11 protein-coding genes are annotated in these 13485 nt (G+C 34.8%); 8 read left to right on the forward strand and 3 right to left on the reverse strand.

What is annotated here, in order from left to right:
* Positions 1-301: 301 nt before the first annotated feature.
* The 5 genes from GOQ24_RS05600 (at position 302) to GOQ24_RS05620 (ending at position 5398) form a co-directional block, all read left to right on the forward strand.
* Positions 302-3028: a hypothetical protein gene (locus tag GOQ24_RS05600; protein ID WP_155092199.1), complete on the forward strand. Its 2727-nt coding sequence runs from the start codon at positions 302-304 to the stop codon at positions 3026-3028.
* 159 nt (positions 3029-3187) lie between these two features.
* The gene (locus GOQ24_RS05605) at positions 3188-3472 is read left to right on the forward strand and encodes a DUF2089 family protein (protein ID WP_155092198.1); all 285 of its coding nucleotides are present in this window, start codon (positions 3188-3190) and stop codon (positions 3470-3472) included.
* A gap of 22 nt (positions 3473-3494) precedes the next feature.
* Entirely contained in the window at positions 3495-4085 is a 591-nt protein-coding gene (locus GOQ24_RS05610; protein WP_155092197.1) for a hypothetical protein, read from the forward strand.
* Between the two features lie 16 nt (positions 4086-4101).
* A complete protein-coding gene (locus tag GOQ24_RS05615) occupies positions 4102-5013 on the forward strand; it encodes an alpha/beta hydrolase (RefSeq protein ID WP_155092196.1) in 912 nt (303 codons plus the stop codon).
* A 1-nt stretch (position 5014) separates the two neighbouring features.
* Positions 5015-5398 carry a DUF3784 domain-containing protein gene (locus GOQ24_RS05620; protein ID WP_155092195.1) on the forward strand — a complete coding sequence of 128 codons (384 nt, stop codon included), beginning with the start codon at positions 5015-5017 and terminating at the stop codon, positions 5396-5398.
* Positions 5399-5477: 79 nt separating this feature from the next.
* Here the strand turns inward: GOQ24_RS05620 and GOQ24_RS05625 are convergent, their stop codons facing one another.
* Together GOQ24_RS05625 and GOQ24_RS05630 are read right to left on the reverse strand one after the other, a co-directional pair.
* On the reverse strand, positions 5478-7676 hold the full coding sequence (locus GOQ24_RS05625; protein WP_160339273.1) for a B12-binding domain-containing radical SAM protein: 2199 nt from the start codon (positions 7674-7676) through the stop codon (positions 5478-5480).
* 152 nt (positions 7677-7828) lie between these two features.
* A complete protein-coding gene (locus tag GOQ24_RS05630) occupies positions 7829-8251 on the reverse strand; it encodes a GNAT family N-acetyltransferase (protein WP_155092194.1) in 423 nt (140 codons plus the stop codon).
* A gap of 126 nt (positions 8252-8377) precedes the next feature.
* Here GOQ24_RS05630 and GOQ24_RS05635 point away from each other — a divergent pair, with 126 nt between their 5' ends.
* The 3 genes from GOQ24_RS05635 (at position 8378) to GOQ24_RS05645 (ending at position 12184) form a co-directional block, all read left to right on the forward strand.
* The gene (locus GOQ24_RS05635; protein WP_155092193.1) at positions 8378-9268 is read left to right on the forward strand and encodes an AraC family transcriptional regulator; all 891 of its coding nucleotides are present in this window, start codon (positions 8378-8380) and stop codon (positions 9266-9268) included.
* 124 nt (positions 9269-9392) lie between these two features.
* Positions 9393-10844 carry a c-type cytochrome gene (locus GOQ24_RS05640; RefSeq protein WP_155092192.1) on the forward strand — a complete coding sequence of 484 codons (1452 nt, stop codon included), beginning with the start codon at positions 9393-9395 and terminating at the stop codon, positions 10842-10844.
* Positions 10845-10846: 2 nt separating this feature from the next.
* Positions 10847-12184, forward strand: a complete 1338-nt coding sequence (locus GOQ24_RS05645) for a c-type cytochrome (RefSeq protein ID WP_155092191.1) — start codon at positions 10847-10849, stop codon at positions 12182-12184.
* A gap of 352 nt (positions 12185-12536) precedes the next feature.
* Here the strand turns inward: GOQ24_RS05645 and GOQ24_RS05650 are convergent, their stop codons facing one another.
* Positions 12537-12986 (reverse strand): hypothetical protein, encoded by a 450-nt coding sequence (locus tag GOQ24_RS05650; protein ID WP_160339274.1) that lies wholly within the window; start codon positions 12984-12986, stop codon positions 12537-12539.
* Positions 12987-13485: the final 499 nt, after the last annotated feature.

A 13485-nucleotide genomic window follows, 5' to 3' on the forward strand; every position in this document is an offset into this window, starting at 1 on the left:
GTTTTCTTACTGACTCTTCCCATAATTATAAAGTTATCATTTTTTGAAAACACTATCTTATTTATAGTATCTTAATTGTCCACTTTTTGCTGACGATTTACACTATCTGTTCTATATTTATTATCCCCAAAAGCATAAAGCACAATAATAATACACAAAATAAGCAACTCATTGACGAATCGCTGAAAGTAGTGATTTTAGTTCTGATCTTATAAATTATTGCCAATATGAGAAAATATTACTCAATACTTCTTTACTTTTACCCTATCAAAACAAATAAAATCACTTAAAGTATAAGTCTATGATTAAAAAGATTCTCCCTTTAGCTATCCTTTTCGCTACTCCAGTATTTAGCCAGGTAGCCAAAGACACAATTTGGGTAGATAGCTATGATTATATCGTACAAAAGAAAGATGCTAAATTTTTTAAAATTGCTAAACCTATCAAAGGTAATACAGACCTTAAAACTATCGAGGTTTACAATGCTAAAACAAATAAGATAGAAAGCAAAGGAAATGGTACTTTCATGGAAGGAAACGCTACAGCCTTATACCAAGGTGATGTACAATACTTCGATACAAACGGTAAAGTAAATTCAACTTTTACCTATGATGAAAACAATTCAATCACAAAATTAACAAGTATTGATCCTCGCAATGGTAAAGTATACAATTGTGAATACTATGATAACAATGTATATTCTGGAGAAGCTTTATTCAATTGGAATGGTGTATATGTTTACATTGAAGTAGAAGATGGTGTTTATTATAAATACGAGGTTATTAACCCTAAAAATGACAAAAATAAATTAACCTATCAATTTGACGAAAACAACTATCCTTCTGCAGAAGAATACTTCGATGAAAATGGCGTGTCAACGTATGCTGCTACATATCAAGAGGGACAATTGGTAGAAGGAGAGTCAGTGACTATTAACTATAGTAATTTTAGTGTACAATCTGTCTCTAAATATACTGATTCTAAGATATTACAAACTACTAATTTCTATACAACAGGACAAATTAAAAGTAAATCAGTCGTTTCTAATAACATAACTACAGAAGAATATTTCGACAAAAATGGAAAGCTCTTAGGTACATACAGAAGCGAATTGGATAGCGATGGATACTCAACTAAAAGTGAAGGTGTTCAATACTACTTTAATGTCTATGACAATAATCCTGATGATATCTATTCAGTATATCATTATAAGAACAATGTAATGATCAAATCAGAAGATTACTATGTTACTCCAAAAAACAATACAGTCAAAAGCATTATCTATAGCAATGAAAACTATCAGACTCTTAAGAAGGAATTCTATAATGAAGATGGAACTCTAAAAAGTCAATTACTTTATGATACTGATGGATATACCCCTAAGGATGGAACAGATTATAGTGATAACTTAACAATTACTTACAAAAACGCCAAAATAGTAGAGCGCATAGAATTATATTCTAATGGCAAACCATTTGAAATTACGAAAAACAACCTTTCGATCTATTACGATACAAAGGGAAAAGAGTTAGGTAGATTAACGTATAAGGAAGAACCTATGTATGGCGGCGTTGTCAATATATCTGGTACGCAGTATACGATGAGTAATGATCTGATTTCGAGTATTTCCAAGTATGAAAAAGAACAATTAGTCTACGAAGCTACTTATGAAACTACTAATGGTCAATCTACGATTAGTTCAGAAACGTTTTATCAAAATCAAAATATTTCTAAAGTAGTAGAATACTATAACAATGGAAATAAGGCAAGCATTTCACAATATTCGCCTGCAACCTACACCTATTCTCCTATCAAACAAACTTTCTATGATAAGACAGGAAAGGAATTAGGTATATACGATCATTTGACACAGACAGGTACTTTAGTTGATTTTACTTACGATAAGCAAATATCTGCTATCACTAAATTCAAAGATGGGAAGACCTTAGCTAAAAAAATATATGCTTTAAAACAAAACACAAATTCGACATATTATTTACAAGCTGATATCGATTATAATAAGCAAGGAAAATTCTATAGTGAAAAAGGAGAGATAATCTCCACAGCTACTTACAAAGATGGAGCTGCTTTTGAAGGAACTGTATGGGAAAATGACTTATATTACCTAACAGAAACAACTTATAAAAAAGGACTAAAAGTAGGTAAAGAAATAGTAAAATATGTTCATAGTGATGAAATCGTTACGATCAATTACTACGACAATCAAGGTAATTTAACAAAATCAGAGATATATAGTAATAATGTGTTGCAGTCTATCGCTGAATATCAAGAAGGAGTATTACACGGAGCAACAACATATTATGACAATGAAGGAGAAGTACTATCAACTTTAGTTTATCATAATGGCTATCCATACGAAGGAACGCTTACTTCGATAGACTATATGTACTACAACACTACTGAATATGTAAATGGAATAATTCAAGCTAAAAAAATGTATCTATTAGATATAGATGGAAAGACCCCAACTACCTTAGTGTTACATGAAGAATATGAAAATAGTGCCACTTTTAGTAGAACTATTAATGACAGTACAACTGGAACTCCTATTTATAAATACAATGTCAAAGACAACTACTTAGATGGTCAGTATCAATACTTCGAAAGTGGCAAAATAAAATATCAAGCTACTTTTAAAGATGGAGTTCTAACAGATGGTACTGTGGCTATTAATGACCTAAACCAAAATGCATATAACTATTACAGTGAATCACCAAGTAACTATACACTGTTAACCAGTAAAAAAGGAAATCTTACTGTAAAGATTTTGAATGAAGATCACAAAGAACTATTCGTTATGGAAGCTAAAGTGAAAAAAGGCGATAGCAGTCTAAATCCTTTAACTATCAACAAGATAACTGTAAGTAATTTATTCCCTTACAATGAGTTTAATAGTGAGAGTTATTATCATGATAACTACGGTTATGATTATGGTGTACCTGCAGCAGAAGCAGCAGTTGAAGCAGCAGAAGCAGCGGAGGTACCTGTACCTGTATCTGCATACTAAGAGACCTATAATTTCTTACATACTAAAATCCCAAGTATTATACTTGGGATTTTTTTGTTCATAGAAATCTAAAAGCTCTTTATTTTAATTAACTATTTTGATATAAATATTAATTTTATTAAATTAGATTTGAACAAAATTAAACAAACTATTCATATTATGTCAATTAAACCCAAACTTCCTATACATTGTCCGAGTTGTGAAAGTGAACTAAAGGTCACTCAGCTATCTTGTGAGCACTGTCAGACTATCGTCAATGGTAACTTCACTTTGCCCCTACTCTTACAGCTGAGTAAAGAGGAACAGGAGTTTATCTTAGCCTTCTTTTTAAACAGTGGGAGTCTAAAACAAATGGCATTACAGATGAATATCAGTTACCCTACTGTCCGAAATAAACTTGATGATATGATAGAACATATTCAAGAATTACAGAAAAAAGAATAACTCACTATAAACAACCAACCTTATGACACTCAAAAACTACATTCTTAAACCATTTGAAAACGTACAAGAGAAAACACTCTTAGCAATCGGTGTACTAACTGGAGTAGTTATTAGTTGTCTTCAACTATTAACTCATATGCGTAGTATAGCAATTCTAAAACAAATAGCTCTCAAGTCAGCACCTACACTTGCCCAAACCTTGAGTGACTTTGTTATCACAACAATAGTAATGACACTTGCTTTATTCGTATTTGGAAAAATCATCAACAAAAAGACTCGACTAATAGATATACTCAACACTGTATTGATTGCACGTATATGTCTAGATATAAGTGTACTATTTGATATCAATGGCTACCTAAGTGATTTCTCTCTTCAACTTATTGACAATATTGCTAATCCTGAAATATTGTTCAAAAGTAATCCACAAGGTTTTGTGTATCTTATCATTACGTCATTTGCTAGTATTCTATGTCTAGTTGGTTTTGGATACTATATCTACCAAGGTTTCAAACTAGCTACAAATCTCAAAAAGAAATATATGATTATTGTCTTCGTACTAATCATCTTACTTGTAGATACTCTGACAAGACTAATCACTACATTATATTAATCAACACAACAACACTATGAAAAAACTATTAACTACACTTATCGTATGCTTTGCTACTTCATTTAGCTTTGCACAAACAGCTATTCAGGTAGACAGTGAAATTGATGGAGACTTATACTTAGCGAATAAAGACAGTAAACAACTTGCCATTATAATAGCGGGCTCTGGCCCTACTAACAAGAATGGAAACAATCCTGCAGGGGTAAATGCGAACTCCTATAAATACCTTGCTCAAGGACTAAAAGAGAATGGTATTAACACCTTCACGTATAACAAGAGGATGTTTGCTCAAATGAAGAACCAGACAATGAATGAAGCTGATGTAACTTTTGATGATAACGTAAAAGACCTCAACCTTGTTATTGATTACTTCAAAAGGGACTATCCAAATATTGTATTGATAGGACATAGCGAAGGAGCTTTAGTCGCTACATTGGCTAGTCAAGACAATAGTACTGTATCTAAGCTTATCTCACTACAAGGGCCAGGAGAGACAATAGATAAAACACTGTATAAACAGATAACAGCGCAAGCACCTTTCTTTGCGAAATCAATAGAAGACATTCATGCTAAACTTAGAAAAGGCGAAATAGTAGATAGCATCCCTCCTATGCTACAAAGCTTATATCGCACTTCTGTTCAGCCTTACCTTATCTCTTGGATGAATTACGATCCTACTGTAGAACTTAAAAAAGTAAAACAACCGATCTTAATCTTACAAGGGGATAAGGACTTACAGGTCAAGACAGATCAGGGAGACAACTTAAAACAAGCTGTACCTACTGCTACTCTTATCACGTTAAAAGGAATGAATCACGTACTAAAAACAGTTGTAAAAGAGGAGGAGAACTTAGCATTATACAAGAAGCCTGATGTGCCTCTTCACGCTGAACTAGTACCTACTATTGTTAACTTTATAAAGAAATAATATGACCGTATATTTTGTTATCGCTATAATGTATATAGGAATTAGTTTTATTCTAACACCTACTAATGCTGACAGTATGTTAGCAGGTTACAATACATTATCAGAAGAGCGCAAAAAGCTTTATGACATCACCTCTACTGTTAATATAATTAACCGCACAGTCCGCTGTACGGGTATAGTATTAGCTCTTTTAGGAATAGTCTTCTATTTTATTGATGTATCAGAGTTTATACATTTTATCATACTTATTTTCAGTGTACTCCCATTATTGATTTCAAATATTTATGCGAGATTAAAGTATTCTACAGATCCTATGCGCTGGTATGAATGGGTACTATACTTCATTACTTTATTTGTCTGTGTTGTTTTACCATTTATTAGTTAAAAAAAATAAAGGCTTGTTTAATAATACATTCTAAACAACTATAACTAAAAAAGCCTCGCAAATGCGAGGCTTTCTATATCTAAAGCACTAGTAGTGCCATATCTTTTAATGCTTGTGCTGGTTTAGAATACCAGAATAGTTCAAAGTCTTCATTCGTAAACTCCTCAAAGCTCTTTTTCATTTCTTGATAAGTCATCGTCTGAGAAGCTTTCTCCTTCAAAGTCTCCACAAAATGTACAAACCAATCTCCTACCATTCTATCTACATCTACACCTATCGTCTCTTTTTTAGTATAGAATACCAATTGAGCCATTTCAAACACTCTGTTTTTCTTCTTTTTCTCAAAGTACTCGATATAAGGGAATGTCCCTAACCATACGACTTTCTGATTCGGTTTACATACTGTTAAAGGCTCATCATTTAGACAAGTAAAGATATAATCAGGTGATATACTCGTACGAGGTACTTTAAAATCAAACCATTCATGTAATGGCATATCAAAGCACATCCCATGCATAAAGTTAAACAGTGACTTCTTTAGTCCAAAAGAGAACTTATCGTGTATCGCTCCATTCATTTCTACGTGCGGTACATCGTTATTAGCGAATGTCCCCATCTCAGCGTTTACGCGCTCTACCTTGTATTCCTCTGGATTCATACCTACTGGTGAATGAGCAGTCATCGCAAACTGATGCCAAAAGCCCGATTGCATTACTCCTGCTTCAAACAACTGACGCACCATCTCAAGGCTGTCTATTGTCTCTTGTGCCGTCTGTGTTGGGAAACCATACATCAGATAGGCATGCACTAAGATACCAGCCTCCGTAAAGTTTCTATTCACACGGGCTACTTGCTCTACCGTAACTCCCTTATCTATTAATTTTAATAATCGATCTGAGGCTACCTCTAATCCTCCTGATACTGCCACACATCCTGAAGCTTTTAATAATAAGCACAAGTCTTTCGTAAAGCTCTTCTCAAAGCGGATGTTCGTCCACCAAGATACTGTTAGCTTACGTCTGATGATTTCTAACGCTACCTCGCGCATTAGGGCTGGCGGTGCTGCCTCATCGACAAAGTGAAAGCCTGTCTCTCCCGTCTGCTCAATTAATGTCTGCATACGGTCTACAATCTGCTTAGCCGCTATTGGTTCATATACCTTGATATAGTCTAAACTAATATCACAGAAAGTACATTTACCCCAATAACATCCATGTGCCATTGTTAGCTTATTCCAGCGACCATCACTCCACATACGATGCATTGGATTCACAACTTCAATCACAGAAATATACTCTGTCAGCAATAAGTCTGAATAATCAGGAGTACCTACCTCAGCCTGTTTATAGTCACGCTTCAGCGGATTATTGATATACACTACCTCATTGTCCTTAGCAATAAGCGTACGCTTTAACTCCTCTTGTGCTATCTTTCCTTCTACATATAGAATCAAGTTCTCCAGTGGAGCCTCTCCATCATCTAAAGTGATAAAGTCAAAGAACTCAAATACACGTACATCTTTTAACGAACGCAACTCAGTATTAGGAAACCCTCCTCCCATCGTGATTTTGATATGAGGATAGTTCTTCTTAATGTATTGAGCACATCTAAAACTACTGTATAAATTACCTGGGAAGGGTACAGAGAATCCCATTATCTTAGGATTAGTCTTATCTATTAGCTGTTGTAATAAATCAAGAGTAATCTCATCGATATAAGTCAAAGGTTGATGTAGTGCCTCATACATCTCATCAAACGTATGAGCAGAACGACCTAATCGCTCCGCATATCTACTAAACCCAAAGTTGGTATCTACCGTCTCGACAATGAGATCAGACAAGTCCTCTAAGTACAGTGTAGATAGGTGTTTCGCCTTATCTTGTATTCCCATACTTCCGAATGCCCATTCTAACTCTTCTAATTGTTCAAAGCGAGATGCCCTAGGAAGATAATCTTCTTGTACGATAGCATGTGCTAATGTAGAGTTCTTTCCTTGTAAGAAAGCTATCACAGCATCGATAGTAGAGATATAGTCCTCTTCTAAAGCAAGAATACGATGTATATTAGGAGATACTTCTTCTATGTGTTCATGTACATAGTCGAACAAGTCTATCAATCCTTGTTTACTAAACAATTTCAATATAACCTCTATTCCCAAATCAGCCTGATAACTGTCAATATTCAAAGTATTCAAGAATCCCTTGATGTAAGCAGTTGCTGGATAAGGTGTGTTTAACTGGGTAAACGGTGGAGTTATAAAAGCAATTGTTGTATTCACTATATCTAATTTTGGAGTGCAAAGATACTACTATTCAACCGAGTAAAAAACTGTATCTAACATACATTACTTCTTATTTAATCAACATTTAACAAACTATAAAACAACACATTACACAGTACTAAAAGTTCTTACCTCTTTTTCAGAGAACACTACATCAACACCTTACGCAGATATATCTTAGAATACCCTAAAGGATAATCCTTCTCTTCTGCAAAAATCTCATACCCCAAAGATTGGTAAAAGTCAGAAGCTTGAAACGAAAAAGTATTAAGTGATATATACTTACAGTTGCGCTCTACAGCTACCTGCTCTGCTACTAACATGAGTTTCTTCCCAAGACCTTGTCCTCTATGACTCTCTTTCACAGCGAGGTTCTGTATCTCTAACGTCCCCCATAGTGAACGGCCTAATATCCCGCCTATCACCTCTCCTTCTTCCACTAAAGTAATCTCTAATGCCTCATTAATACAAGCTGATAAATGTGTCGTATGACTTACATTATAAGAAGATAATATCTCCTTAATCGCCATTGCATTATGATCATCTATCTCTGTAGTTATCTTTATTTCCATCCTAATTCGTGTTTCAGTTTATACTAATCTAAAGTACTAAATCTAAATCACATCATAACTTATTTCTATGCATACACTGACCATAAGATTTAACATATTCCTATCTTTGTACAAAATATTAGCAATATGGAGAACAATAGTATTCCAATATACAACATCTGTAACTTACTCGACAACAACAACATCACTCAAGACTGTGTGGTATATAGATTGGAAGAATACATTTCTAATAGACCTAATATGGTATCTTCACCGCACAGACATGCATTTTATCAAATCTTGTTTGTATCTGAAGGCAAGGGAGTACACTCTATTGACTTTGAAAAATTCTCAATCGAAGAAAAATGTTTATTCTACTTGAACCCATCTCAAGTACACAAATGGGAATTTGAACCAGGTACTACAGGTTTTTTAATCAATTTTAATGATAACTTTTTGCGTACTTTCTTGGTGAATCCGAACTACCTAAATGAATTTACTTTCTTCAGTGGCAACGCACATTATTCAAAATTCTCATGTGAGAAGTGCTATGAAACACTTCACAGCAAATTTGAGAAAATATATTACGCTTACTTAGAAAATCAACCGCTCCAAAAAGATTATATGAAAGCTTTAATGCTTGAATTATTTTTAGAAACTCAACTGTTTCTTGTAAAGAAAGTCTTTGATATAGAAGAGCACAACGAAACAAAAGGTACTCAGTTTATCGTAAAAAACTTAGAAAGACTTATTGAAAAGCACTTTGTTGAAAAAAGATTGCCAAGTGAGTATGCAGAAATGCTCCACATCACACCTAATCACTTAAACACGCAATGTAAGAAAGTTCTGGGGATTACTGTTGGAGAAGTAATCCGCAATAGAGTCATCCTGGAATGCAAACGGCTATTAGTCAATGCGGATCTCACAATCACAGAAATTGCCTATGAACTCGACTTCAAAAACAATGCCTATTTTTCGCGTTTTTTCAAAAAGAACACAGGATTATCACCAGAAGAATTTAGAAAACAAAGTAAATAATTGATTTAATAAATCACTTTCCGCATTCTCAGACTAGTCAAAATTGATTAGTGTAAATATCACCACGTTTAGTGTAATATTTTTCAGTAGCTAAGGTTCTAATTTTGCTGAAAAATAAGACATTATGGATTTTCCTCTATTTCATTTAGACTGGTTGAATGACCGCTTTCTCATTGCGATGATTGCGATTATTCACGTATTTATAAACCACGGGTTAGCCGTTGGATTCATTCCCTATATAACACTGTTAGAACAGCAAGGAGTACTAAAAAGTGGTTCAGATGAAATCACTGATTTAGCTTGGGACAAAATGGTTCAACGTATGATGATGGTAGGTTTTGTTATTACGACCACAATGGGAGCGATGACTGGAGTAGGTATCTGGTTCTCCGCGGCGTTAATCAGCCCAAACTCTATCGGTAGTTTAATCCGCGTATTCTACTGGGGATGGTTTACAGAATGGATCGTGTTTGTATTAGAAGTTATCTTTATCATGATATACTTCCTCACCTGGAAAAACTCAAACAAATCCCTTCGTGCCAAACAACGCCACATTCGATTTGGATGGTTCTTATCTGCGTTCTCATGGCTAACCATGGCTATCATTGTAGCGATATTAGGATTTATGATGGATCCTGGAAACTGGATAGAAGAACATTCCTTCATCAATGGTTTGACTAATCCTATTTACTTACCTCAGCTATTATTTAGAACACCAACTGCTATGGTCGTGGCAGGAGCCTTTGGTTTCTTACTGATTATGTTATTCACTAAGAAATCGAGTGCGATCAGACCTACGGCTCTTAAAACTACTGCTATTTGGACATTATTGTGGTTACCACTGTCAATACTTGCAGCAATACATTACTATAATGTGATACCAGAAGCCATGACAGCGAATATGAGTACTGCTGTCGGAACAATGGACTTTGAACTATACTATGACTTACTAAAGAAAATAATACTTATTGCAACCAGTTCTCTTGCACTATTAGCCGTTTGGGTACTGTGGAAGCCAAAGAAAATCAACCTTGTGATGGTCATTATTCCATTTGTTCTTTCTTTAGGCTTCTTGGGTATATTCGAACGCGTACGTGAATTTATTCGCAAACCCTATGTCATCGGAGATTATATGTACTCTAACTTAATTCGCGAAGAAGATTATCCCTTATTACAACGAGATGGTATCTTAAAACACACTACTTATACAGCCATTACTGAAATCACGGAAGAAAACAAGTTGGAAGCTGGTAAAGATGTATTCATGGTTGCTTGCTCTCGATGTCATACCAGTCAGGGGATTAACTCTATCATCTTCGTATTCGAAAAAATGTATGGCATAGGCAAACCTTTGGATATAAATGGTATGAAAGCGTATATCCCGAATATGCATAACGGTAGAACCTATATGCCTCCCTATCCAGGCAATGAAGAAGAACTCGACGCATTAGCACATTATATATTTTACCTACAACAGAGTGGAGCGACCTTAGAAGGTGCACAGAGTGCTGGTGCACAGCTGAACCCTACTCATTCGGTTGAACATTTCATAGAACAAAAATCTAAACAACAATAATTATGAACAATACTCCATTACCAAAAGATATACCCTTAGATTTACCATTACCAGAGTGGCTATTAGTCATTCTATTAGTTGTGTCATTCTTGGCTCATATTGTATTTGTAAACCTAATGGTAGGCGGCTCTATAGCGACATTATGGGCTGAAATCAAAGGACTTAAAAACAAAGAATACGATGTACTTGCTCAAGAAATAGCAGCGACAATAACTGTAAACAAATCATTAGCCGTAGTACTGGGGGTAGCGCCATTGCTAAGTATCAATGCACTGTATACGATCTATTTCTATACTGCAAACTCCTTGACAGGGATTATGTGGATATTGATCATCCCATTAGTTGCGATAGTATTTCTGTTGACCTACTTACACAAATATACTTGGGAAGCGATGTCAAACATGAAACTGTTACACATCTCTATCAATGCCTTGGCTGTAGCAATGTTTCTATTCATTCCCCTAATCTTCTTAGTGAATATAAACTTAATGTTATTCCCTGAAAAATGGATGAGTGTAAGAGGATTCTTATCCGCTTTAGCACTGCCAAATGTGTTCCCGAGATACTTCCATTTTATCTGTGCTTCCTTGGCTCTGACAGGTCTATTTATCACTTGGTATATGGGACGTAAGAATTATCCTTTTGAAGAATACTTTAAAGTTTTCACCAGAGCCAAAGTAAAACGCATTGGATACCAATTAGCCTTAGGAGCATCCGTAGCCCAGTTCTTATTTGGCCCAATCGTGATGGCTACTTTACCTGCCAAAGGATTTAGTTGGGCTATGATGGGAGTAATTTTATCTGGTGTAGCAGTAGCAGTATATGCAGTGTACTATATGATCCAAACACTAAGAGGTACAGATGAGCAGTTGGATAGATACTTCAAAAGAATAGTGATTTCTATGGGAATTGTAGTTGTATTCATGGGAAGTGGGCGTCATGTATACAGAGCCAATGCCATCAATCCACACCGAGAACTTATGGCTCAAAAGACAGCCGCCTTTGAACAAGCATCCAAAGAAGCAAGAGAACAAGCTGCTAATGCACAAGAAGAAGAAAAACAAGCTATAGCAAATGCCGAGGCTTCTGGTGATAACACTGCTAAAGGTAAAGCTGTTTTTAATAGCTATTGTGCAGCTTGTCACAAAGAAAAAACACAATTAGTTGGACCACCAGTCACAGAGATGCAAGAAATATATGCAAACAATAAAACGGACCTAATCAAGTGGATTAAATCTCCTGGTAAGAAACGTCCTGATGCACCACAGATGCCTCCTTTTCCACAAATTAACGAGGGAGATATGGAAGACTTAACTCAATATATCTTAAACATTAAATAGCCTAAACCATGATTTTAACCTTATGTTTTATCGTCATATTTGCCATATTTATAATCTGTGGAATACTAATTTCGAAGGTTGTGCAAGTATACTTATTCACAACAAAAGACAAAAAGTTGTGGGAGAAAAAAATTAAAGAAGAAACTCAATACCAATTTATAAAAGGTCTTTATTAGTTTAAACCTTCGTCTGATTAAATACAATTTACATCCCTCATTAAGAAGTCAATATTGCAATCCTGTCTACAATTCTGCTATTGTCATATCAAGAGTTAACTCACAAGTTACTCTTTTTTACAGATTGTTTACTATATGCCATTCTATACTTGACTTAGCTCAATGAGGGATATTTTTTATACTTTATGCTGTAATTGCTCAAGAACTTCTTGGGCATCATACTTAGACTGTGCATACCACGCATAAATATTCATAATCATATACAACTCTTTCTTACTATTGACATTTTGCATAGTTACGAATGTGTAGTGCACCCGACCAAGATTATATTTTTTGATCTTCACGATTTGTTTCGAATCGCAACATTGCTCTACTCTAAATAACTTCTTTAGTATAATCCTATCTTCTCTAACATAAGCCTTACACAGGTACAATAACTGACATATCGCTAAGATTACAAAGAATAATGCTACACCTATTTGGAACACAACAACAAAGTCATTCTCTGATACAGCTGCTGTTAATCGAATCGATGAAACACTACTAAAGACAATAGCTAACATTATATTTACTGCTAAATGTCCAAATGAATACTGATAGGACAATCTCTTTTCTTGCTCAACCACCTCACTAAAAATTTTAGTTTTTTCAAAGAAAAGATTTTAGTTGCTATATATCAAACGACTTACTCACAATCTATTGTAAATCACCTAAAATTGGCCATAATTAGCTATAATCAGGGATAACACAGCTCTCTTTTCAATAGACTTGCGTCCATTTACTCCTAAAAACTGCCTAAATCAATTTTACATATCCTTCTTAAAAATACCATAACAGCGATATTCACTGTCATTCTTATATAAAACAAACTCGACATGGTCACATTATTATCGGGTGATGATACCATAGTGGTCGCATGAAAATTAGGTTAAATCATGTGATCACTATGCGATCACTATGCGACCACTATGCGACCACCTCGAAAAAAAGCTGTCTCGTCCTAATATAGCTGTACAGTTATTGTTTATAATCCTATTATAACTATACAGGTACTTGTTGTTCTTTTTTGTTGGTATAGTAATTCTTCCATCTCTTAGTTAATATCCCACTCTTAAGATGTGCTTG

Source organism: Myroides sp. LoEW2-1, from assembly GCF_009767705.1.
In the GTDB taxonomy this organism is placed as follows: domain Bacteria; phylum Bacteroidota; class Bacteroidia; order Flavobacteriales; family Flavobacteriaceae; genus Flavobacterium; species Flavobacterium album_A.